This window comes from Actinomadura harenae (assembly GCF_003696215.1).
Classification (GTDB): Bacteria; Actinomycetota; Actinomycetes; order Streptosporangiales; family Streptosporangiaceae; genus Spirillospora; species Spirillospora harenae.
Genome location: NZ_RFFG01000037.1, coordinates 46,952 through 68,628 on the forward strand (window position 1 = coordinate 46,952; position 21,677 = coordinate 68,628).

Sequence of the window (21,677 nt, forward strand, 5' to 3'; positions counted from 1 at the left end):
GAGCGCTCCCGAGCCCGCCGGGCTTGGGGGTGGGGTGGTGATCTAGTGGACCGGGGCGTTCCGCATCATCCAGCAGACGGCGACGATGCGGACGAACTCCCAGTCGTGGGTGTCGCCGGGCCACCAGCCGCGCCGGAAGGCGTCCTCGGCGAAGCCGGAGAGGTAGTCCATGAGGGCGGGCTGAGAGGGATCCGGGACCAGTCCTCGCACTTCGGCGACGTGCTGGTCCACGGCCGCGGCGAGCCCCGGGGTCTCCGTCATCCGCTCAACGCCGGCGTCCCCGATGTCGCGGACGAGCAGGCCGAGTTCCTCGAAAACTTCCCCATTCATTCGCCCGAAGCTAGCAATCACCGGGCAATGCTCGCGTCACAAAACCGGCTGTTACGCAGGTAAAACTTCTCGCTCCGCCCACGTCCTCCCCACACAAAAACCGCCTCCAGCCCTTACCGGGCAGGGCTCGAAGGGGTTGGGGGGCGGGGGTTGCGCGGAGATAGTCGCTGTGTAGATAATCTACGCGAAGGCTAAACGAGAGGCAGGGCATGTGGGAGTACGAGCACTCGGTGGAGACGTCGGCGGCGCGCGTGGAGCTCTGGCGGCACTGGGTGGACATGGAGTCCTGGCCGAGCTGGAACGACGGCATCGCGAAGATCGAGGTGGACGGGCCGTTCGCCGTCGGGACCGCGTTCGTCATGACGCCGCCGGAGGGTGACCCGGTGCCGCTGCGGATCGTCGAGATCGTGGACGGTGAGTCCTTCAGCGACGTGGCGGACGCCGGGGACTTCGTCGTCACCACGCGGCACATGCTGGCCGACCTGCCGGATGGACGGACGCGCGTCACCTACCGCACCGAGATCACCGGGCCGCTCGCCGACCAGGTCGGGCCCGCCATCGGGCCGGACATCACGTCCGACTTCCCGGACGTTCTCGCGGCGCTGGTGGCGCTCGCCGAAGGCTGAGCCGGAAGATCGTCGTGGGCTCTGCGGGAGCACGGGGCGGGGAGCGGACATCTGGTGGGCATGAACCCGCACACGCCCACGGACGATGAGTTGTGGAGCCGGGCGCGGGACGGTGACGAGCAGGCCTTCGGGGCGCTCTTCGACCGTCACGCGCGCACGGTCTACAACTACTGCTTCCGGCGGACGGCGAGCTGGTCGGAGGCGCAGGACGTCACCTCGGTGGTGTTCCTGGAGACCTGGCGGCAGCGCGCACGTGTCCAGCCGCAGTCCGGTTCGCTGCTGCCCTGGTTGTACGGGGTCGCGACGAACGTCCTGCACAACCACCGGCGGAGCATGCGCAGGCACCGGGACGCGCTGTCCCGGATGCCGAAGCCGGTCCCGCACCCGGACGACATGGACGAGGTCACCGCGCGCCTCGACGCCGAGCGGCGGATGCGCCGCGTCCTCGACGCGGTCCAGAGGCTGCCGCGGCGCGACCGCGAGGTGCTGGTCCTCAGCGTCTGGGAGGAACTGGACCACAACCAGATCGCCGAGGCGCTCGGCATCGCCGCGGGCACGGTCCGATCGCGGCTCAGCCGCGCCCGGGCCCGCCTCCGCGACCTCTCGGACCACCCCGCGTCCGGCCCGGCGACGACGGGGGTCGGTGGCGCGGCGTCGGGACGGGGCGCTGCCGTCCGTCATTCCGTGAATGTTCGTCTTCCCGGGGAGAGCCGATGAACGACATGATGCCGCCGTCTCGGCGGGACCTCGTTGAGCACGACGCCGTCCGTGACCAGTTGCTTCGGGAGACACGTCAGATGCCCACGCGTGCGAGGTCGCCGCGCCTGATCCTCGGCGGACTGGCCGCCACGCTCGTCGCCGGGGCCGCCGCCACCGCGATCGCCGTCGTGCCGTCGGGTGGGGGCGGTCAGCCGACGATCGCGCCGGTCGCCGCGACCGAGGTCCTGGACCGGGCGTCCAAGGCCGCCGGTGGGCTGCCGGACTTCAAGCCGAGGGCGGACCAGTACCTCTACATGCTGTCCAAGTCCCGGCAGCGGCCCGAGGGGGAGGCCCAGGGGCGCACGGTGAGCCGCGTCGACTGGCGGTCCGCCGACGGCAGGCACGCGGGTCTCACGAGCGGTGGGGACTTGGGCCGCGACCTGTGGTTGTGCGAGAACTCGCGCGAGTACGAGGAGATGTTGACCAAGTCGAAGGCCGCCGGGATCGTCCGGCCGAAGGTGGACCTCGCGAAGCCGCCCCAGGGCTGCCACAGCGCGCCCGTCATGCTCAGTGGGCTGCCGACCACCGTGCAGGGGATGCGGTCCTGGTTGTACAAGAACAGCCGCGGCGGGAACCCGGCCGACGTCCAGGCGTTCATCACGCTGTCCGACACGTTGCTGACCCGGTACGTGCGCCCGTCGTCGCTCGCGCTGATGTTCAAGGCCGCGGGCGCGATCCCGGGTGTCACGGTGACGCGGAACGTCACCGACCTGGCCGGACGCAAGGGCATCGCGGTCGGGCAGACCTTCGACGGACGCCGACTGGAGCTCATCTTCGACGTGAAGAGCTACCGCTACCTCGGGTACCGGCAGTTCGTGAGCCACAAGGACTCGCACGCGTTCCCGGCGGGCCCGAAGGCGGACGTCACTCCGTCCGCCGACGCGCGGTACCCGGACGGCACGGAGCTCTACTCGTACGCGCTGCTCAAGGTCGCCGTCACCGACAAGGTGAAGCAGACTCCGCGTTGATCTGACGCGACGGCCGCGGCATCCCGTCCCGCCGGGCGGGATGCCGTCGTGTCGTCAGGCGTTGGCGCGGGCGCCGGGCGCTCTCGGCTACGGGGCGAAGGTCGCGCGGGCGAAGTCGTCGGGGGCGGTGCCGGCCTCGGCGAGGACGTCGCCGGTCGCCGACCAGATGCCGGAGCCGCCGCACGTCTCGTCGAAGCCTCCGCCGGTCGGCCCCGCGAAGGACGCCCCGGCCACCCACACGCCGCGCGCGGCGATGATCCGGCGGGCGCGTTCGGGGAGGAGGTGGGCCTCGTGGTCGGCGTGGAGGACTCCGGCGAGGTAGCCGTCCATGCCCAGGGCCGCGAGCGCGGCGTCGTGTTCGGGGATTCTGGTGTCGCGGCAGATGGCGAGGCCGAGTCGCCAGCCGTCCACCTCGATGACCGTGGGCTCGCCCGGCACGAAGAGGTCGTTCTCGACGCCGTGCAGGTGCGCCTTCCTGTAGGCGACGCGCGCGCCGGTGCCGTCCACGGCCAGGAAGGCGATGCTGGGGCCGGGCACGGGGGCGCCCACGAGGGCGAGCGCTCCGGTCTCGGCACAGGCGGCGATGATGGGCGCCAGGCGCTCGTCGTCGGGGGCGATGGGCGGGGCGTCCAGTTCGTACCCGGTCAGCGACAGCTCGGGGAACACCACGACGCGCGCGTCCGCCGACCGGACGGCCCGCGCGTGCGCTTCCGCGTTGGCCTCCACGTCGTAGGAGACGCACTTCGGCTGCGCCGCCGCGATGGTCAATGACTGCCGCATATCGGCCTCCCCGCTGGTCGAATCCAAGATCAGCCTATTCGCGGATGATCACGACGGACAGGAGATGTCCGTCACCCAGTCAGGGAGGGCCGGGCAGAGGGCGGCGATCTGCTGGTCGCGGCGCCGACGGGTTCGCGGCCGCAGCGGAAGGCGCCGTCGCAGTCGTCCTCGATGAGAAGTCCGCCGGTCGCGCGTCCAGTCGATGGCGGCGTCAGTGGGTCGGCGGATGCCAGGCCGGCTGGTCCGGTTAAGGGACGCGCCGCGTTCGGGACTCCTCGATCTCGTTGATGTGCTCTTCGGTCCACCGCCGCAGCGCGGTGATGGGCTCGGCCAGGCTGCGGCCGAGCGGGGTCAGGTCGTACTCGACGCGGGGCGGGATCGTCGGGTGGACGGTCCGGGTGACGAACCCGTCGGCTTCGAGCGCGCGCAGTGTCTGCGTGAGCATCTTCTGTGAGACGCCCTCGACGCGCCTGCTCAGTTCCGTGTAGCGCATGGTGCCCGCCTGGAGTGCGTCCACGACGAGGACCGTCCACTTCCCCGCGATGTGGTCGAGCACCTGCCGGGTCGGGCACTTCGCCGAGAACGCGTCGGCCGGCAGCCCGGAGGACTCCACGAGGGTCGTCATGGAGGGAGAGTAACGCACTAATTAGTGCCCTCTTCCCCCTGGAGACCCACTCTCCAATAGTTAGTGCCATGACAGCAACGCACACGATGTCCGTCGCCGAAGCCATCCGCACCCGCCGCACCGTCCGCCACTACCGTCCCGACCCGGTTCCCGCGGACGCCTTGGACGCGTTGCTGGCCCTCGCCATCGAGGCCCCCACCAGCTGGAACCTCCAGGACCGGTCCGTCGTCGCCGTCACCGGCGAGGACGGGCGCGCGGGCCTGACCTGGGCCACCGGCGGCCAGCCCCAGCCGCAGGAGGCGCCGGTCGTGCTGGTCTTCGTGGCCGAACCGCTGGCCTGGCGGGACGACCACGGAGACGTCTACGACCAGGCCCTCCGCAACGGCGCGTGGAGCGAGGAGTTCGTCTCGGCGTTCTCCCAGGACGCGCACGCGTTCCAGACCGGCTTGGAGGAACGCGGCCTGCTACGGGAGTACGCGGTCAAGGACGCCATGATCGCGGCGACCTACGTGATGCTCGCCGCCACCGAGATGGGACTGGCCACATCCCCCATGAACGGCTGGGACGAGGCCAGGGTGAAGAAGGTCATCGGCGTCGACGACCGCGACGACCTGGCCATCGCCCTGCTCATGTCCATCGGCCACCCGGCCGAGGAGCGCCGCCACCCCGGCCGCCGTCCCCAGGAACGCAACGTCTTCCGCGAGTCCTACGGATCGCCTAGGACTTGAGCCGGGCGAGCAGCTCCGCGAATCCCGGACGGGTCACATGCAGATGTGGCCCGTCCGGATCCTTGGAGTCCCGAAGCCCAACCTCCGGCGCCAGCGCAGCGACTTCCACGCACTCGCCGCCTTCGCCAGAGGAGTAGCTCGACTTGCGCCACTTCACAGGGGGATGGTTCACAGAGCCTCCATGAGTGTCCTGACCAGCCTCTCGGTCTCGGCCGTCGGGGACGCCGTACCGCGAGTGAGATCCAACGCTACGCGCATGCGGTGAAGGATCACAGACTCCTGGACGAGGTGCCCGAAACCGAACCCGGCCTCGGTCCAACCGACCGGACACCCCTCGACGTAGTTGAGCAGGGAGTAGCCGCTGGAGACGAAGACGCCCGCGCCGTTCGGGACGACTTCGATTGAGATGTTGGGCCTCTTGCCCATCTCGATGAGATGCGCGTACTGCGCCTGCATGACATCCCGACCGCCGATCAGCTCGCGCAGGGCGGCCTCCTTGATCAGCGCCACGACCAGCGGCGCCTCCCCGCCCTCAAGCAGTTCCTGCCGCCGCATGCGGATCGCCACCGCCTCGTCACGATCCTCCGTGTGCGGCGTCTGGCTCATGAGCTCCCTCGCGTACGCCTCGGTCTGGAGGAGACCGGGGACGTAGCCGTACTGGAAGCTGTAGATGATCGCAGCCTGCTCCTCCTGCACGAGGTACTGGTCGAAGCCTGCGGGCAGGTGAAGTTCGCGGTTGATCTGGTGGTACTGCTCCTCGAAGAAGTCCACCTCGTAGAACTTGTCGAGGCGCTGGCTGACGTCCTCGCCGGGGAGTCTGCGGAGGGTCTCGATGGCCGAGATGAGTTTGCCGGAGACGATGCAGGCGCTACCGACCTCCGCCTGGCTGTGTCCGGCCTCGGTGCGGAGGCGCTTGAGCTTGCGCGCGTACACGGCCCACGCGCTCTCGTGCGGGTTGAGGATGTGGCATTCGCTGTGCTTGTCAGGCATGTCGTAGCTCCTTTGCTACATCGACCCTGTGGCAGCGCACCTCTTCCGACCGGCACTCCGTGTCGGGAGAGTAGTGGTGAGATCACGCACAGTTCCTACTCCCCCGACCTCGGAGGGTGCCGATGTGTGACGACACGACTCGCATCTGTGACCGTAGCTTCGATTCACCGGTTGAGATAACCCGTTTGGCGAAAAGGACCAGACTCCTCGCGCTCGCCGGCGGGCTGGACGACATCGGGCTGCGGGCGCGGCTCGTCGAGAACGTCCTCAAACCGACCATCCTGCGCTGCTGGAATCCGGACACGATGGGCCGGACGATCAGCGTGACGTGCGAGAAGCCCACGGGCGGCGCGTGGACGTACTGGCTGTATCCCGGCGGGATCCGGCTCGGCGACGCGCAGGACGTCCGCGATCCCGACGACACGATCTCCACCGCGCTCGCGATCGCGACGGAGCTGGCCCGATGAGCCTGACCTTGCGCGGGGTGGGGGTTCGGGCGACCGACCTGGACGCGTGGCGGGCGCGGCGGCTGCTGTGGCGGTTGGCGCTCGACCTGCGCGGACGCGGCTGGACGACGGAGGCGCGGACGGCCGAGTTCCCGCCGATGCTGCGCGTCCGGGCCCCGGGGATGCCGTCGATCGGCGAGACGGTCACGGCCGTCCGGCACGTGGACGGGTGGTGGTTCCGGACGTCCGGCGGACGGAACATCGCGCACGCGACCGACACCGCGTCCGCCGCCGGGACGCTCGACGAGCTGCTGCGGCCCTGGCTCGACGCCGCCTCTCCCTGAGGGGACCGGGTCAGCGGCCGGTGTGCTTGGCGATGAAGTCGGCGATGGTCTCCTGCATCTGCGTCAGGCCGGGCTCTTCGAGCGGGTAGTGGCCCGCGTTGTCGAGCATGACCGTGTCGACAGGGACCTTCGTGATGCGGGACAGGAAGGGCGTGCTCAGGTAGAGCGGCGTCCAGCGGTCCATGGCGGGCTGGGTCAGCAGGACGGGACAGGCGTCGAAGTCCTCGGGCTCGACGGCGGGCGTGTAGTTCATATACGTGTCCAGGAACCGGATGCTGACCCGGTTCGCGGCGGACGTCCGGTCCTTCATGAAGATCTTCATGGCGGCCGGGTCGTTGGCGAGCGCGGACATCTTGGCGGCGAGGCTCATCGGGTACTTCACGGACGCGAGCGGCGTCCGGGCCAGCGTCGACAGGAGCGGGATCCCGTAGCGGGCGGTCAGCCTGTCGTGCGCGGTCTCCTCGCGTACCAGCCGGTCACGCTGGTCGAGGAAGGTCATGCCGACGATGCCCGCGACCGTCCCGCGCGGCGCCTTCGCGGCGGCGTGGTAGGTCACCATGCCGCCCGCGCTGAGCCCGTACAGGACGATCGGCCGGTCGTCGCGGGCGCGCTCGCGGAGCAGGAAGTCGACGAGCAGGTCGACCCAGTCGTCGTAGGACGGTGTAGTACCGGGCTTGACCCGGGTGAGGCCGTAGCCGAGGTTGTCCAGGGCGATCGTCTCGTAGCCCTTGCGGGCGAGCGGGGCGCCGAGGATGAGCGACATCTGGCGTCCGTTCGTCCCGACGCCGTGGTGCAGGACGACCTTCGCCCTCGCCTTCGGGTTCGGGTAGCGGTCGAGGTGGACGCGGTGTCCGCGCCACTCCCAGAAGTCCTCCTCGGGTGCGGTCCGGTCGTCCAGGCGCAGCCGATCCGGCAGGCGTTGTTGCAGGTCACGCCATGCTCGCTGGTCTCGGTAGAACGCGGGACCACTCATCCCTCCCCCTTTCGTCCGGCGCGTCCGCCCAACGCCCCGGCGGTGATCATCCGCACTCCGGCGCGGAGCTCGCGCCGGACCGCCTCGACGTCGCGCAGGTCGTCCTCGAGGCCCCGGGTGAAGGTCAGCAGGACGCCCGCCGCCTGCCGCGCCGTGTCCGGGGCGACCTCGGCCAGGGCCTGCGCGATCAGCTCGGCGAGCCCGTCCACGTATGCGCCGATCATGTCGGGGACCTGCGCGGACGCGACGGACAGCAGCTCCCGCGCGTGCGCCGGGCCGTCCCGCCGGAGCCGGAACGCGACCTCGAGCTTCACGCCGAGCACCGCGAGCACCTTCTCCTCGGGTGTACCCGCCGCGTCCGCCGCCACCCGCGCCGCCGCGGCCGCCTCGTCCAGCCGGGCCCGGACGACCCGCGCGGCCGCCTCCTCCTTGGACCCGACGTACTTGTAGACGGTCGGCCGGGACATCCCCGCCTCGTCGACGATGTCGGAGATCGTCGTGCGCCGGTATCCGTACCTGCAGAAACAGCGGTACGCGGCGTCCAGCACGCGCTGCGCGGAGCCCTCCTTCACCATGCTGACGAACTTAACACCTGAGTCGAATCTGTAAACCCATCACGCGGGCTTGTTCCGATTTGGCGCGCCGACGTCCGTGACTTGGCGAACGCGCGGGGATAGCTACCGGGACTTGGCCGTCGCAGCGCGAGGAGGCGTCGTGGACGTGCCCGTCCCCAGATGGGACACCGTGCTGGGCCTTCCGGCCCCGCAGAACCTGGACGACCTGTACGACCTGCGCGACCTCCAGGCGGCCTGCCTGCTCTACCAGTGGGGCCTGCCGATCGTGGCGATGGCCCGGCTGGAGCGGGCCGTCCGCGAGGTCGTGCACGCGCGCGCCGAGGACGTCGGCGCCTTCGTCACCTACGCCGAGCGGCGCGGCATCCTCACCCCGAACACGATCACGCCGTACTACATCACCTGCGTGGACCTCTCGGTCACCGGCCCGATCATCCTGGACGTCCCGGACGGGCCCATCGCCGGCGGCGTCACCGACTTCTGGCAGCGCCACATCACCGACATCGGGCCGGACGGCGGACGCCACGTCGTCACCGGCCCCGGCCACTCCCCGCCCGATCTCGGCACGGACGTCCGTGTCGCCGAGTCCCGGACCAACAACATCATGTGCGGCCTGCGGATCCTCACCCCCGACGCCGACGGCGACCTCATCCGCCGGTTCCGCGTCCGGCGCTTCGACCAGCGCGACGACCCGCCGCCCACCCGCGTCCTGCACCCGGACGGCACCACCTGGTTCCAGGCCCAGCCCGCCGGGCTCGACTACTTCCGCGAACTCGCCGCGATCCTCGCCCGCGAACCCGTCGAGGAACGCGACCGCTTCTTCGCGGGCATCGCCGCCACCCTCGGCATCCGCCGCGAACGGCCCTTCGAACCCGGCGAACGCGTCCAGGAGATCCTCACCGAGGCCGCGCGCCTCGGCGAGGCGTTCGCGCAGGCCACGGCCTACGCCAAGCGCTTCCCCACCGCCACCTACCGGCCCGACTCGCGCTGGACCCGCGTCGCCAACGTCGAGCCGTCCCACGTCCGCGACGGCCTCGGCCAGTTCTTCGAACGCGCCGCCTGGTTCTACGAGGCCACCGGCATGTCCGAGGGCATGGCCCACCCCACCCCCGGATCCGGGCAGGGCTACCTCGGCACCTACACCGACGGCGACGGCGACTGGCTCGACGGCGGACGCGCCTACACCCTCCGCGTCCCGGCCGACCCGCCCGCACGCCAGTTCTGGTCCGTCTGCGTCTACGACGCCCTCGACCGCACCCTGCCCGGCAACCCGTCCCAGCACGCCGAACTGTCCTCGCGCGACGCCCTCGTCACCCAGCCGGACGGCAGCGTCATCATCCACTTCGGCCCGGATCGCCCCGCCCACCGCGTGAACTGGATCCAGACCGTCCCGGGCCGCCCCTGGTTCGCCTACCTGCGCCTCTACGCCCCGACCGAACCGTACTTCGACCGCACCTGGCCCCTCCCCGACATCGAACCCGCGCACTGATCACCCCCGCGCGAACGCCGCGATCTCGTCCAGCGCGGGCCGGTATCCGTCGGACGTGTCGACGTCCAGGGTCGGGACGTCCATCTCCACCCGCTGGAAGCCGTCCTGGAACGTCAGCGTGTGATCCGCGTGCGCCCGCCGATGCCCGTCCGCCTCCAGCCGCCGCACGACCCGCTCCCTGCGCACGCCCACCGGCGCGTCACACCGAACGATCCGAACGTCCGCGACGTCCGTCAACGTCCCGAGCCGCGGCCGCCACACCCGATCCTGGAACGCCGCCTCGGCGACGACCGTGCACCCGGTCTGGAGCATCATCCGCAGGACGTCGAAGAACAACTCCGTCGCCTGCCACGTCGCCGCGTCCCCGGGCTCCGCCCGATACTCCGCGTCCCCGAGGACCAGCCCCTGCTTGATCTCGTCCCGCACCACCGCCGGACACCCGAGCACCCGGCCCAGCCGATGCGCCAGCGTCGTCTTCCCAACCCCCGCCGCCCCACTCACCACAACCAGCCCTGGCCGCCCCATCCCCGCAGGCTAACCCGGCGCCCTTAAGCGCGAACGAGAGTGATCTTTCGTCCGGCGGTGGATTCGACGGACTCCACCGTCGTACGCTCAGCGACCGGCGGGGCGCTCTTGCGGCGGTCGAACACGATCAGCGTCCCGGTGTCGAGGCCGAGACTGTCCAGGTAGCCGTCGAGCTGGTCCAGGCTGTAGGGATTCGGGTAGTCCGCATCGCTTCTGTGGACTCTCAGCTCGAACGCCGCCCGCTGGATCGCTCGCCTGCCCTGCTCATCCGTGTACGGCCTGCGAAGGGCGAGATCGAGGCCACCCATGCAGAGCCCGTACTCGCCCCCGATGAGGCCGTCACCGTCCAGGACCCGCTGGAGGAAGCCGATGAACGCCAGGTGGCAGGCCGCCTCGCGGTAGTGGCGGCGCTTGTCCAGGGTCTCGGGGTGGTCCTCCCAGAACGCGAGGAATCCGTCCAGCAGCTTGCCGACGTCCAGACGTCCGTCCGGGAGCAGCAGGGCTCGCGGCTCGATGAGAAGGGCGTGCTGGAGGGACCGCGACAGGGTCCTCGTGATCGCTTCCTGGTAGATCGGATTGGAGATCCGCAGCGGGGGCTCCTGGGGGGCGAGGCCGAGAGCCCGCACGAAGCTCACAGCCTCGTAGTAGGTCACGTCGTCGCATTGGGCCAGGTCGTCCGTCGCCTTGAGGGTGCCCTTGAGCAGCGGCTCGATGACCCGCCGCGTCCGGGGCTCGGGCAGGTGCGCCATCAGGTGAGCGAGATGGGCGGGGTTGTTCTGGATGAGCCGCTCGACGGCCCGGTCCACGAGCTCCTCGGTGATCGGCTGGGACGCCGGGACGCACATGACCTCGATGATGTCCCTGGCCAGGGCGTTCACCATCCACGGCTGCCCTTGGGTCACCTCGAACACCCGCTGGACGGCCGTCGCTTCGAAGACCTGCCCGGTCTCCTCGGTGTGCTGGGCGTACAGCTCGGCGACCTCGTCCAACGTGAAGTCACCGAGGCGCAGGGTCGTGACACTGATGTCGTAGGGAACAGGAGTGCCCATGCGAGGGTCACTGTGAGTGTTCTCAAGGTCGTGCACGTTCTGCATCCCGCACAGCGCCACCGAATGCGGAAACGGGGTCGGCGTGGACATCGCGCCGCAACGGAGCTGGGCGAGCACGTCGGCGAGGCGGGGCCAGGGCAGGCAGTCGATCTCGTCGAAGAGCAGGACCAGCGGCCGCGAACTGGTCGCCGCCCACTCCGTGAACGCGTCCCCGACCAGGAGGGACGACGGCTCGGCATCGTCCTTCGCGGGAGGCAGGCAGTCCGTCGGCAGGCCGCAGTCCTCGGCCGCGTTCCGTACCGAGGCAAGGATGAGCCCCTGGGAGCGACGCCGGTCCTCGGCCATGGCGGCGGTCTCGCACGAGAACCGCACTGCGGCATAGTCGCCCGTGGCGTTGAGCGCTCGGGCCAGCGACTCCAGCATGGTGGTCCTGCCCGACTGCCGGGGCGCGTACACCACGAAGTAGTCCCCTCGCTCTGCCAGCCTCCTCGCTTCCGGGAGGCGGGCGAGCGGGTCGAGCATGTAGTGCTTGCCCGGGATACAGGGGCCGGCCGTGTTGAACTCCATCACGCTTCGCACGCTAGCGATCACGCAGAGCCCCTGTGGGTGGTTCGGGGGTTAGGGGTGGGGGTGCCACTCCTGGGACAGGAGGCCGTAGAGCTCGTCGTTGTGGAAGGTGCCGTTGGCGTAGAAGGAGTTGCGGAGGGTGCCTTCGTGGGTGAAGCCGACGCGGTCGGCGGCGGTTCTCATCGCGATGTTGTCGGTGAGGGTCTCCAGGGCGATGCGGTTGAGACCGCGGGTGACGAAGCCGTAGTGGCAGAGGGTGCGTACGACGTCGGTGGAGAGGCTTCGGCCCCGGAAGGCGGGGAGGAGGGTCATGCCGATGTGGGCCGAGCGGCTGTGCAGGTCGATGCCCCAGAGGACGGCCGCGCCCGCCAGGTCCCCGGACGCCAGGTCGACGATGGAGAAGTCCGCGGCGGTCAGGTCGTCCGGGTCGCGGATCGCGAAGGGGGAGTCCTCCACACCGAGGGGACGCCAGGGGCGCGTGTCGGCGCGGGAGCGGGTCTCGACGTCGTTGTGCAGTTCCTCGTGAAGGACGGGGACGTCGGCTTCGTGGCGGGCGCGGAGCCCGATCTTCTCGCCTCGGATCATGCTCCTTGGTATCCGAGGCGAGCACGGATGATCAAGCGGATCTCCGGTGGACCCGGGTCAGCAGCACCCCGACGACGCGGGACCTCCGGACGTGGCCGAAGTGGCGGGAGTCGTAGCTGGACGGGCGGTTGTCGCCGAGGACGATGACGGTGTCCGGCGGGACGGTCGTCCCGGCCAGGGACTTCATGTCGATCTCGGACCACTCCTTGGGCACCTGGTCGCCCGTCACCGCCACGGTGCGCTTCAGGAGCAGGACGTCGTGGTCGGAGAGCAGCAGGGTGATCTGGCCCCGGCGGGCGCGCCGGGTGCGGCGGATCAGGACGCGGTCGCCCGAGTGCAGGGACGGTTCCATGCTGTCGCCGTCCACGGTGGTGAGGATCAGGTTCCGGCGGGCCGCCACCGTCCCGGCGGCGACGGCGGCGGTCAGGGCGCCGAGGGTCAGGAGGGTCCGGGTCATGGGGTGGTCGCCTCCTGGTAGCCGCTGGCCTGGAGGCGGAAGAGGCGGGCGTAGCCGCCGTCCGCCGCCAGGAGCGTGTCGTGGGTGCCTTCTTCGGTGATGCGCCCCTCTTCCAGGACGACCACCCGGTCGGCGTCGCGGACGGCGCTGAGGCGGTGGGAGATGAGCAGGCTGGTGCTGCCGCGGCGGTGCTCGCGCATGAGGGCGTGGACCTCGTGCTCGGCCTCGGGGTCGAGGCCGGAGCTCGGCTCGTCCAGGATCATCAGGTCACGGTTCTCGCGGACGAGGGCGCGCGCGAGGGCGAGGCGCTGCCACTGGCCACCGGACAGGACGACGCCGGTCGCGGAGTCGTCGCCGAGGGCGAACATCCTGGTCAGGGACGTGTCGTAGCCCTTCGGCAGGGCGGCGAGGCGGTCGTGGACGCCCGCGCGGGTCGCGGCGCGTTCGAGGCGGGACGCGTCGTCCAGGGCGGTGAGGTCGCCGACCGCGATGTTGTCGCGGGCGGACATCTCGTAGTTCATGTGGTCCTGGAACACGGCGCTGACGCGGTCGCGCAGCTTCTCCGGCGGGATGTCGCGGAGGTCCTCGCCGTCCCAGAGGATCCGGCCGCGGACCGGGTCGTACATCCGGCAGAGGAGTTTGACGAGGGTGCTCTTGCCCGCGCCGTTCAGGCCGACGAGCGCGACGGCGTCGCCGTGCGGGATCGTCAGGTCGAGGCCGCGGAACACCCACGGCAGGTCGTCGCCGTACCGGAACCACACGTCGCGGAACTCGATGCCGCGGCGCAGCGGCGGCGCCTCGCCGGTCTCGGCGCGGGGCAGGTCGGACGGCGCGCGGACGACGGCGACGTAGTGCGTGAACGCGAGCAGGCGGGCCTGGCCTCCGGCGACCGCGGCGGTCAGGGCCGCGAGCGAGGTCTGGACACCGGCGACGGCGGCGAGGAACATCGCGACGTCGCCGACGCTGAGCGTGCCGTGCCGGGCCGCGTTCGCCGCCCACCACAGGCCGCCGCCCGCGACGAGCGCGCCGAGCGCGGTGAGGCCGCCCTGGGCGCGGAGTTCCCGCAGGTCCATGCGGCGTTGCGCGGCGTTGGCGCCACGCCGTTCGGTGAGCATGCGGCCGCGCAGGAACGCGCCGATGCCGAACAGGCGGATCTCGGTCGCGGGCGACGTGCCGGTGAGTAGCTGGCTGTAGAAGAACTCGCGGCGGTGGTGGTGCTCGATGTCCCACTCCATGGCCGTCCGGCGCCGGGTCAGCAGGATCTCGGCGACGAGCGCGGGCAGCGCGGCGGCGAGGACCAGGCCGGTCATCGCCGGGCTGAGCACCAGCAGCGAGCCGAGGAACCCGGTCAGGGACACGACGCCGCCGAGCAGGCCGCCGAGGCCGTCCACGATCTCCGGGACGCGGCGGACGCCGTCCTGGGCGAGCCGCAGCCGGTCCTGGTAGGCGGGGTCCTCGAAGGAGCGCAGGCCGACCTGGCGTTCGGCGGCGGCGAACAGCCGGTCGGTGCCGGTCAGGCTCGCGGCGCGTCCGATCTGCCCACGCGCGTACCGCGAGACCGAGGGCAGTGCGGCGGCGGCGAACCCGGCGGCGGCGAGGCCGAGCGCGAGGCCCCCGACCGGGGCGTTCCCGCCGGTCAGCCGGTCGATGACCAGTTTGGTCAGCCAGGCCGTGATGATCGGAGCGGCGGAGGTGGCGACCACCACGGCCAGGTAGAGGGGAACCTCGGCGGGCGAGGCCCGGAACATGAGCGCGATCGCCTCGGCGGCGGACGCCCGCAGCTCCCGCACGCCGAACCTCCTCGCGTTCGGGTCGTCCTGCGCGTTCGTCTCGTTCTCGGCGTTCGTCTCGTTCTCGGCGGTCATCGCCGGTTTCCGGACGCCGGGACGGAGAGGGTGTGGAGCGGGAGCTCGTGCATGCGGGCGCCGCTTCCGGTGATACGACCGTCCTCACCGAGGAGGTAGAGCGCGGGCGTCCACTCGTTCTGGAACGCGCGCGCGACGGGGCCGCCCTTACCGTCGGCCTGGACGACTCGGGCGACCTCCTCCAGCGCCGCGACCGTCTCGGGCTCCTCGCCGCTGAAGACGGCGAGGACGTTGTCACGGCCGAGGGTGCGGGCGCGCTCGAGGAAGCTCGGGAGCAGGTCGTGGCAGCCGTCGCAGTCCGCGGAGAAGAACGCGACCACCCCGGCGGCGTCCTCCCTGGTCACCGGCTCGTCCCGGGTGGTGACGGCGCTGAACTCGGGGACCGTGGCGCCGGGCTTGAGGGCGAACAGGTCGCCCGCGCCCGGGACCGTCCGAGGGCCCGCGGCGGCGTCCGCGCGCATTCGGCGAAGAATGCCGAACGTGAGCAGGAGGTTCAACACCGACAGGACGGCGAAGAGGACGACCGCGGCCACCAGATAAGGCATTATCAGTCCCTGACAATGAGGTCGATGGAAAGATGGATCACGCCGGCGCGTTTTCCGGGATCCGGGCGGGACGCGGCGCCACGTCCCACCCGGCCTCGCTCACACGGTGATCACGCGAGGATCAGCAGGAGCCGATGTACGTCCACTCGCAGCCGCTGTCCAGGCAGCAGAAGCGGAACCAGTAACCGGGGTGTCCGCCGGCGTTGCAGAAGTAGCCGGTGCTGCACGCGGACGCCTCGACCTTGTTCGGCACGATGCGGTTGAGGAAGCGGTCGACGAGACGGCTCATGGCGCTCTCCTTTTCGTGGCATCCTCCGGAAATTCACCGGGAAAGCGAACGGGCACCGGCCGTGCGCGCGCACTTTCGCGACCGGCGCCCCTTTCCCGAAAACTCCCGGTTCTTCGGGGCAGCTCCAGTAACCGATGCCGATCCGTTCCAGGCAAGTCCCCGGATCCCCGATCGGGGCCGGTTTGTGAGATCCTGCCCAACGCCCTGGCAAGGGTGATCAACTTTTCCCGTATACGCGGCGAACAACGGCGCCGCTCCCGCCGGAATCGAAACCGTCACGCAACGGAAGGTGACTCCCCTTGGCCGCCGGGACATCCGGCCGGATTGGCGGACAAAACGCCCTTGCGCGTGGTCATCGCCGGTTTCCGGACGCCGGGACGGGGAGGGTGTGGAGCGGGAGCTCGTGCATGCGGGCGCCGCTTCCGGTGATGCGGCCGTCCTCGCCGAGGAGGTAGAGCGCGGGCGTCCACTCGTTCTGGAAGGCGCGGGAGACGGCGCCGCCGTCCCGGTCGGCCTGGACGACGCGGGCGACCTTCTCCAGCTCGGCGACGGTCTCGGGCTCGTCACCACCGAAGACGGCGAGGACGTTCTCGCGGCCGAGGGCTCCGGCGCGCTCGAGGAAGCTCGGCAGGAGGTCGTGGCAGCCGTCGCAGTCCGCGGAGAAGAACGCGACCACCCCGGCGGCCGACTCGCGGGTGACCGGCTCGTCCCGGGTGGTGACGGCCTGGAAGTCGGGCACGGTGGCGCCGGGCTTGAGGGCGAACATGTCGCCCGCGCCCGCCGGCGCCTGGGGACCCGCGGCGGCGTCGGCCCGCATCCGGCGCAGAATACCGAACGTGAGCAGGAGATTCAGCACGGAAAGGACGCCGAAGAGGACGACCGCGGCCACCAGGTAAGGCATTGTCAGTTCCTCGCGAAAGGTTGAAGATTTGATCGTCGGGCGGATGCGGGGCGCCGATTCCGGCGGGCCGGCAGCCGTCCTTCAGAGCGCCGGGCGGGGCGCGTCACCGCACCCCGCCCGGTCGGCTCACGCCGAGATCACTTCAGGATCAGCAGCTGCCGACGTACGACCACTCGCAGCCCGTCTGCGTGCAGCAGAAGCGGAACCAGTAGCCGGGACGACCGGCGGAGTTACAGAAGTAGCTGGAGCTGCAGGCGGACGCCTCGGCCTTGTTGGGAACGATGCGGTCCAGAACGCGGTCGACGAGACGGCTCATGACACTCTCCTTTTCGCTGTGTCGCCCGAGAATTGACGGAGAAAGTAAACAGGCGTCGACCGAGCGCGCGCTTGGTTATTGCGGCCGGCGCCACTTTCCCGGAAACTCCCGGACTTTCGTGGGGCAGCTCTAGTAACGGGCGTCGGCGCGGTTTCCGCAAGTACCTTGATCATCTTCCGGGCGCGGTTTGTGAGGTCCTGCCGACCGCCACCGGCGAACATGATCAACTTTGCATGTTTGCCCAGGACCGATTCGCGCGTCCGTACCGCCGGCGGAGCCGGGCCGCGACAGCCGGTGATCATCTTCCGGACGCCGCCGCGTCACCCTCACGGCACCGCCGCGTCACCGTCCGTCGTCAGGGGCGCGGCGCGTCGAGGCCGAAGAGCGGGAGACAGGGCTCCAGGCCGTCGATCTCGACCGGGACGGGCGGGGTCCAGTGGTCGCGTTCGAGGCGCACGCGGCGCCCCTCCACCCGGACGCCCTGGACGACATGGCGGTCGACGCCGTCCGGGCGGTAGCCGAGCTTGCGGGAGACGCCCAGCGACGCCTCGTTGTCCGCGTGGGCGCTGGAGACGGCGTCCAGGGCGTCCAGACCCGCGAACGCCAGGTGCAGGACGGCGGCGCGCATCTCGGTGCCGATGCCCTGCCCGTGGTGCCTCCGGCCCACCCATGACCACGTGGACACCTCGCGCTTGACCGCGAACCGCGTCGCGTCGAGCCCCTGCGTCCCGACGACCTCGCCGTCCCGCAGGACGACCAGCCCGAGGGACCAGTCATCGGGCTTCCACCGGCCCAGCAACCGCCAGTGGTGCAGCACGACGAACCGGGCGAGCTCGACGGGCGGCGCGTCCGACCAGCCGCTCACGAACGGCATCACGCCCGGATCGTGGATGCCGTCCACGGCCAGCTCGGCCAGGGACGCCAGGTGCTCATCGGACGGAAGCCGCAGCTCCAGCCGGGGCGTGCGGACACGCAGGGACAGCAGGGGAAAGTGGTCGGCCAGCATGCGTCCCATCGTGACCGCGCCCGCCCACTCCGGTCAGCCGGTTCTCCTCCGCCACCCGGCCCGCGCGGACGCTCAGTCCGGGCAGGGACGCTGCCGCAGCATCGGCGGACGCAGCTGCTCCGCGTCGCCCCGCGTGTACAGCTGCGCGGGACGGCCGCCGTCCCGCGTCGTCGTGCGGCCCGTCGGGATGAGGAAGCGGTCGGCGCCGGTCACCTTGCGGTGGAAGTTGCGCGGGTCGAGCGGCGTGCCCCACACGATCTCGTAGACCCGGCGCAGCTCGGCGACGGTGAACTCGGGCGGCGCGAACGCGGCGGCGAGGGAGGTGTACTCGAGCTTCGCGCGGGCGCGCTCCACGCCGTCCAGCAGGATGCGGCGGTGGTCGAACGCGGCCCGGTCGCGGTGCACCAGGTCGTCCACCGGCTTCCAGAGCACCTGCGCGCGGCTGGAGGCGGGCAGGTCCGGGGCGAGGCCGAGGTAGGCGACGCTGACGACGCGCTGCCGGGGGTCGCGGTCCGGGTAGCCGTAGGTGGCGAGCTGCTCCAGATGGATGCGCACGTCGGCGAGCCCGGCGCGCTCGGCCATCAACCGGGACGCGGCGGCGGGCAGGTCCTCATCGAGCTGGATGAAGCCGCCGGGCATCGACCACGCGCCGTCGTACGGATCCCGGTCGCGCCGCCACACCAGCGCGCTCAGCCGCTGCTCCCGGACGGTGAGGACGACGAGATCGACGGAGACGGCGAGCCGGGGCACGGACATGCCACGAACGTTATCCGGGTCACGCGCTCCGTGGGACCTTCTCTGTACGGAGGGCGATCACCCCTCCCTCTCCCCCTCCGGGTCGCCCTCCTGCTCGCCCTCCTGCTTGGGCGGGAGGTGCGCGACGACGGCGTCCAGCAGGTCCCAGCCGTCGAGGTCCAGGGCCGACGCGGCGTCCCAGCCGTGCTCGACCGCCGCGTCCAGGATCGCCCGCGCGACGGACGGAAGGTGCAGGTTCAGGGACACGTCGTCCGCCGCGCGCCAGATCAGGCCGTCGTGCATCGGGTAGCCGTCGTTGACGTGCAGGCCGGGCCCCGGCCGGAACGTGACCCGAAGGACACGGCCGCGCCGGTCCTCGCGGGCGATCCGCACGACCTCGCGGCAGGTGTCCGGGGCGCCCCGCGTGTGGACGTGCCCGGACCACCAGCGGTACGTGTCCGCGCCGACCTTGAGCGAGCGGATCCTGCGGTGCGTCAACAGGCTCACCACCTGGGGAAAGAGGCCGGGGCCCGGACGCGTCGCGGCGTCCGGGCCCCGGCCGGGGAGGAAGGGGTCAGGCTTCCGGGGTCTCCGCCGGGGGCGGGACCTCCGCCGGCTTGTGACCGTTCGGGGACGGCGTCCCCGCCGTCCCCGCGAGCAGGTTCCGGGCGAGGCCGAGGCCCGCGCCGCCGAGCGTGAGCGCCTTGGCGAGCATCTCCTCGATGCCCTCCGCGCCGTTCAGCACGACCATGTTGTCGACGTTGCCGAACACGCCCGCGCCCGCCTCGACGATCTCGGGCCAGCGCTCGGCGAGCTGCTGGGCGATGACCGCCTCGGTGTTCTCGGACAGGGCCAGCGCGCGTGCCTTGATGGCGTCCGCCTCGGCGAGACCCTTGTTGCGGATCGCCTCGGCCTGCGCCTCACCGAGGATGCGCGTGGCCTCCGCGTCGCGCTGCGCCTTCAGCTGCGTCTCGGTGGCGGCGGCCTGGGCGTGCTGGACGCGCTCCTCGCGCTCGGCCTGCGCCAGCTTGACCCGCTCGTACGCGCGCGCGTCGGCGGGCTTGCGGATCTGGCTCTCCAGCACCTTCTCGGTGCGCTCGGCCTCCAGCTCGGCGTTGCGGGTCTCCTTCTCGATGACCTCCTGCTTCGCCTGCTGCTCGGCCTGCTTCACCTGGCCCTCGTACTCGGCCTTCTTGATCTCGGTGTCGCGGATGACGGCCGCGTTCTGCCGGGCCGCCTCCTGCTCGCGCTCGGTGGCCTCGCGGTCCCGCTCGGCCTCGGCGATGCGGGCGGCGGACGCGACGGCGGCCGCGTGCGGACGTCCGAGGTTGGTGATGTAGCCGGTCGCGTCCTCGATCTCCTGGATCTGGAGCGAGTCGACGACCAGGCCGAGCTTGCTCATCTCGTCCGCGGCCGACAACCGGGTCTCGCTGGTCAGCCGCTCGCGGTTGAGGATGAGGTCCTCGACGGTGAGGCCGCCGATGATGGAGCGCAGGTGGCCGGTGAACAGCTCGTGGATCGCGCCGTCCATCGACTTCTGCTGGTCCAGGAAGCGCCGGGACGCGTTGGCGATCGAGACCAGGTCGTCCCCGACCTTGTAGATCACCACGCCCTTGACCTGGACCGGGATGCCCTGCTGCGTCACGCAGTGCACCTCGAGGGTGGTGTTGTGGATGTCCAGCCTGAGCCGCCGGGCGACCTGGAAGCCGGGCATCACCATGGTGCCCTTGCCCGTGACGATCTTGAAGCCCAGGCTGTCCAGCCCGTCGACCGGCTTGGACCGCGCGCCGAGCCCCGAGATGATCAGCGCCTCGTTCGGCTCCGCGACGCGCCAGATCATCTTGAACACGACGATGAGAAGTATGACGGCGGCGACGACCGCTACCGCCACGATGAGCACAGGCATCCGCCCCTCCAACCGACCCGGCCGAAGCCGGGACTCCGGCACCGCCGGGGAGCCTGATCGTCCGGTTTCCGGCGCCGTTGACCACTAGACGGTATGACGCCCCGATCGGTTCCCCCACAGCGGGATCGTTCCCGCCACACCCGTCCGGATGCGGACACGAGGCGGACGGCCGGATCAGGCCAGGTCAGGTCAGGTCAGATGAGGGCGCGGGCCACATAGACGGTGCGCGGCGGGTGGTACTCGACGACGACCACGATCTCGCCGACCCCGATCTCCTCCTTCGGGTCGACCGGATGCGCGTAGAACGCCTCCGCGCCGCCCCGGACCTGGATCATCACCTCGCCGACGAGCCCCGGCCCGATCCGGCCGATGACCCGCCCCTCCTTGCCGTTCACGCGCCGCCCCCAGGTCCGCCCGTCCCGCGCCGCCGCCTCCCGGCGGGCGCTGGTCTGCACGGTATCCGGGACGCCGTCACGGAAGGTAGTGCTCGCTCCGGTCGTAGGCCTGGCGGGCGAGCTGCTCGACCTCCTCGCGGGTCGCGTTCGGGCCGAAGAGGCTCACGGTCGCGACGCAGTGCCGCCCGCGCAGGACGACGTACCAGGCGCGCGTGTGGGACGTGCCGCTGATCGTGCTGACGCCGACGGTGCGCGAGCCGCGTCCGATCGTCCCGCCGGGGAACTCCGAGACGCGGTGCTCGGCGGACTGCGTCCCGACACGCGTCCTGAAGGTCAGGCAGCCGGACGGGACGCGCCGCGCGAGCTGCCGCTGGGCCGCCTCGTCCGGCATGCCCATGAGGGTCTCGGTGACGACCTGCCCGTCGCCCCGGTTGAAACTGGCCAGCGCGGCGGGCGCGGCCTGGTCGACGGCGGGCTGGGCGCCCGCGGCGTCGGCGCAGCGCGGCTTGTCCAGGGACACCTGCCGCTGGAGCTGCGCGAAGTTCTGGATGCCCTTGAGCGAGCCGTACTCCCCCGAATCCGGTTCGCCCGCGCGCTGGTAGCCGGTGATCTCGCCCAGCAGGGCCTGCTTGAGCTGGTCGGACGTGTAGCCGGTCAGCGCGAGCGCGGCCCTCCGTCCGCCGCCGCCCTGCGATCCGCCGCCGCACCCCGCCAGCCCGACCACGGCCATGACCACGGCCACGGCGGCCGGCGCCGCGCCCCGGACGGCGGGACGGAGCGACGCGCGGGACGCGGGCGGGGACGGCGATCGGGAGGACATGCCCGCGACCTTACGGGGCGTCCGGGCCGGAACCGCGCGGACGACACGCCATCGGACGAGCCGGACCGGCCCGCGCTTTCAGATCA

The 21,677-nt window shown here is 71.1% G+C and carries 29 protein-coding genes; 7 read left to right on the forward strand and 22 right to left on the reverse strand.

Features of this window, described 5'->3' with window-relative positions:
* Nucleotides 1-42 precede the first annotated feature (42 nt).
* Nucleotides 43-330 (reverse strand): DUF6401 family natural product biosynthesis protein, encoded by a 288-nt coding sequence (locus tag EBO15_RS21145; RefSeq protein ID WP_122196154.1) that lies wholly within the window; start codon nt 328-330, stop codon nt 43-45.
* 209 nt (nt 331-539) lie between these two features.
* Between EBO15_RS21145 and EBO15_RS21150 the strand changes: the two genes are divergently transcribed.
* From EBO15_RS21150 to EBO15_RS21160, 3 genes are read left to right on the forward strand one after another with little or no spacing between them, the layout of a single operon-like run.
* A complete protein-coding gene (locus EBO15_RS21150) occupies nt 540-956 on the forward strand; it encodes an SRPBCC family protein (protein ID WP_122196155.1) in 417 nt (138 codons plus the stop codon).
* Nucleotides 957-1,016: 60 nt separating this feature from the next.
* On the forward strand, nt 1,017-1,673 hold the full coding sequence (locus EBO15_RS21155) for an RNA polymerase sigma factor (protein ID WP_122196156.1): 657 nt from the start codon (nt 1,017-1,019) through the stop codon (nt 1,671-1,673).
* 8 nt (nt 1,674-1,681) lie between these two features.
* Nucleotides 1,682-2,683 carry a CU044_5270 family protein gene (locus EBO15_RS21160; RefSeq protein WP_267898424.1) on the forward strand — a complete coding sequence of 334 codons (1,002 nt, stop codon included), beginning with the start codon at nt 1,682-1,684 and terminating at the stop codon, nt 2,681-2,683.
* An 87-nt stretch (nt 2,684-2,770) separates the two neighbouring features.
* Here the strand turns inward: EBO15_RS21160 and EBO15_RS21165 are convergent, their stop codons facing one another.
* Entirely contained in the window at nt 2,771-3,463 is a 693-nt protein-coding gene (locus EBO15_RS21165) for a carbon-nitrogen hydrolase family protein (protein ID WP_122196158.1), read from the reverse strand.
* 247 nt (nt 3,464-3,710) lie between these two features.
* Nucleotides 3,711-4,088 carry a winged helix-turn-helix transcriptional regulator gene (locus tag EBO15_RS21170; protein WP_122196159.1) on the reverse strand — a complete coding sequence of 126 codons (378 nt, stop codon included), beginning with the start codon at nt 4,086-4,088 and terminating at the stop codon, nt 3,711-3,713.
* Nucleotides 4,089-4,156: 68 nt separating this feature from the next.
* Between EBO15_RS21170 and EBO15_RS21175 the strand changes: the two genes are divergently transcribed.
* A complete protein-coding gene (locus tag EBO15_RS21175; protein WP_233616332.1) occupies nt 4,157-4,816 on the forward strand; it encodes a nitroreductase family protein in 660 nt (219 codons plus the stop codon).
* Here the strand turns inward: EBO15_RS21175 and EBO15_RS21180 are convergent.
* Both EBO15_RS21180 and EBO15_RS21185 read right to left on the reverse strand, forming a co-directional pair.
* Nucleotides 4,806-4,988, reverse strand: a complete 183-nt coding sequence (locus EBO15_RS21180; protein WP_122196161.1) for a DUF397 domain-containing protein — start codon at nt 4,986-4,988, stop codon at nt 4,806-4,808. The genes EBO15_RS21175 and EBO15_RS21180 overlap by 11 nt on opposite strands.
* A complete protein-coding gene (locus tag EBO15_RS21185) occupies nt 4,985-5,806 on the reverse strand; it encodes a helix-turn-helix domain-containing protein (RefSeq protein WP_122196162.1) in 822 nt (273 codons plus the stop codon). Before EBO15_RS21185 ends, EBO15_RS21180 begins: the two co-directional genes overlap by 4 nt.
* A gap of 185 nt (nt 5,807-5,991) precedes the next feature.
* On the opposite strand from EBO15_RS21185, the gene EBO15_RS21190 reads away from it, so the two are divergent.
* Together EBO15_RS21190 and EBO15_RS21195 are read left to right on the forward strand one after the other, a co-directional pair.
* Nucleotides 5,992-6,273 (forward strand): hypothetical protein, encoded by a 282-nt coding sequence (locus tag EBO15_RS21190; RefSeq protein WP_122196163.1) that lies wholly within the window; start codon nt 5,992-5,994, stop codon nt 6,271-6,273.
* Entirely contained in the window at nt 6,270-6,596 is a 327-nt protein-coding gene (locus EBO15_RS21195) for a hypothetical protein (RefSeq protein ID WP_147481592.1), read from the forward strand. Before EBO15_RS21190 ends, EBO15_RS21195 begins: the two co-directional genes overlap by 4 nt.
* A gap of 10 nt (nt 6,597-6,606) precedes the next feature.
* Here EBO15_RS21195 and EBO15_RS21200 read toward each other — a convergent pair whose 3' ends face one another.
* Together EBO15_RS21200 and EBO15_RS21205 are read right to left on the reverse strand one after the other, a co-directional pair.
* Nucleotides 6,607-7,569, reverse strand: coding sequence for an alpha/beta hydrolase (locus EBO15_RS21200; protein ID WP_122196165.1), 963 nt, complete (start codon nt 7,567-7,569; stop codon nt 6,607-6,609).
* A complete protein-coding gene (locus EBO15_RS21205; protein WP_122196166.1) occupies nt 7,566-8,144 on the reverse strand; it encodes a TetR/AcrR family transcriptional regulator in 579 nt (192 codons plus the stop codon). Before EBO15_RS21205 ends, EBO15_RS21200 begins: the two co-directional genes overlap by 4 nt.
* 139 nt (nt 8,145-8,283) lie before the next feature.
* On the opposite strand from EBO15_RS21205, the gene EBO15_RS21210 reads away from it, so the two are divergent.
* Nucleotides 8,284-9,630 carry a DUF1214 domain-containing protein gene (locus EBO15_RS21210; protein WP_122196167.1) on the forward strand — a complete coding sequence of 449 codons (1,347 nt, stop codon included), beginning with the start codon at nt 8,284-8,286 and terminating at the stop codon, nt 9,628-9,630.
* On the opposite strand, the gene EBO15_RS21215 is transcribed toward EBO15_RS21210, so the two are convergent.
* The 15 genes from EBO15_RS21215 to EBO15_RS21275 form a co-directional block, all read right to left on the reverse strand.
* On the reverse strand, nt 9,631-10,155 hold the full coding sequence (locus EBO15_RS21215; RefSeq protein WP_122196168.1) for an AAA family ATPase: 525 nt from the start codon (nt 10,153-10,155) through the stop codon (nt 9,631-9,633).
* A 23-nt stretch (nt 10,156-10,178) separates the two neighbouring features.
* Nucleotides 10,179-11,774 (reverse strand): ATP-binding protein, encoded by a 1,596-nt coding sequence (locus EBO15_RS21220; protein ID WP_122196186.1) that lies wholly within the window; start codon nt 11,772-11,774, stop codon nt 10,179-10,181.
* A 48-nt stretch (nt 11,775-11,822) separates the two neighbouring features.
* Nucleotides 11,823-12,356, reverse strand: coding sequence for a GNAT family N-acetyltransferase (locus EBO15_RS21225; RefSeq protein ID WP_122196169.1), 534 nt, complete (start codon nt 12,354-12,356; stop codon nt 11,823-11,825).
* A gap of 31 nt (nt 12,357-12,387) precedes the next feature.
* Nucleotides 12,388-12,813, reverse strand: a complete 426-nt coding sequence (locus tag EBO15_RS21230; RefSeq protein WP_122196170.1) for a S26 family signal peptidase — start codon at nt 12,811-12,813, stop codon at nt 12,388-12,390.
* The gene (locus EBO15_RS21235) at nt 12,810-14,678 is read right to left on the reverse strand and encodes an ABC transporter ATP-binding protein (protein WP_122196171.1); all 1,869 of its coding nucleotides are present in this window, start codon (nt 14,676-14,678) and stop codon (nt 12,810-12,812) included. Before EBO15_RS21235 ends, EBO15_RS21230 begins: the two co-directional genes overlap by 4 nt.
* The gene (locus tag EBO15_RS21240; RefSeq protein WP_122196172.1) at nt 14,675-15,223 is read right to left on the reverse strand and encodes a peroxiredoxin family protein; all 549 of its coding nucleotides are present in this window, start codon (nt 15,221-15,223) and stop codon (nt 14,675-14,677) included. Before EBO15_RS21240 ends, EBO15_RS21235 begins: the two co-directional genes overlap by 4 nt.
* A gap of 121 nt (nt 15,224-15,344) precedes the next feature.
* The gene (locus EBO15_RS45395) at nt 15,345-15,512 is read right to left on the reverse strand and encodes a hypothetical protein (RefSeq protein ID WP_199744707.1); all 168 of its coding nucleotides are present in this window, start codon (nt 15,510-15,512) and stop codon (nt 15,345-15,347) included.
* Nucleotides 15,513-15,864: 352 nt separating this feature from the next.
* A complete protein-coding gene (locus tag EBO15_RS21245) occupies nt 15,865-16,413 on the reverse strand; it encodes a peroxiredoxin family protein (protein ID WP_122196173.1) in 549 nt (182 codons plus the stop codon).
* A 148-nt stretch (nt 16,414-16,561) separates the two neighbouring features.
* Nucleotides 16,562-16,729, reverse strand: coding sequence for a hypothetical protein (locus EBO15_RS45400; RefSeq protein ID WP_199744708.1), 168 nt, complete (start codon nt 16,727-16,729; stop codon nt 16,562-16,564).
* Nucleotides 16,730-17,084: 355 nt separating this feature from the next.
* Entirely contained in the window at nt 17,085-17,735 is a 651-nt protein-coding gene (locus EBO15_RS21250; protein WP_122196187.1) for a GNAT family N-acetyltransferase, read from the reverse strand.
* Between the two features lie 72 nt (nt 17,736-17,807).
* Nucleotides 17,808-18,491: an NUDIX hydrolase gene (locus tag EBO15_RS21255; protein WP_122196174.1), complete on the reverse strand. Its 684-nt coding sequence runs from the start codon at nt 18,489-18,491 to the stop codon at nt 17,808-17,810.
* Nucleotides 18,492-18,548: 57 nt separating this feature from the next.
* Nucleotides 18,549-18,968: a hypothetical protein gene (locus EBO15_RS21260; protein WP_147481593.1), complete on the reverse strand. Its 420-nt coding sequence runs from the start codon at nt 18,966-18,968 to the stop codon at nt 18,549-18,551.
* A gap of 76 nt (nt 18,969-19,044) precedes the next feature.
* A complete protein-coding gene (locus EBO15_RS21265) occupies nt 19,045-20,376 on the reverse strand; it encodes a flotillin family protein (RefSeq protein WP_122196176.1) in 1,332 nt (443 codons plus the stop codon).
* A gap of 194 nt (nt 20,377-20,570) precedes the next feature.
* The gene (locus EBO15_RS21270) at nt 20,571-20,831 is read right to left on the reverse strand and encodes a hypothetical protein (RefSeq protein ID WP_233616333.1); all 261 of its coding nucleotides are present in this window, start codon (nt 20,829-20,831) and stop codon (nt 20,571-20,573) included.
* Between the two features lie 16 nt (nt 20,832-20,847).
* Nucleotides 20,848-21,591, reverse strand: a complete 744-nt coding sequence (locus tag EBO15_RS21275) for a hypothetical protein (RefSeq protein ID WP_233616334.1) — start codon at nt 21,589-21,591, stop codon at nt 20,848-20,850.
* Nucleotides 21,592-21,677: the final 86 nt, after the last annotated feature.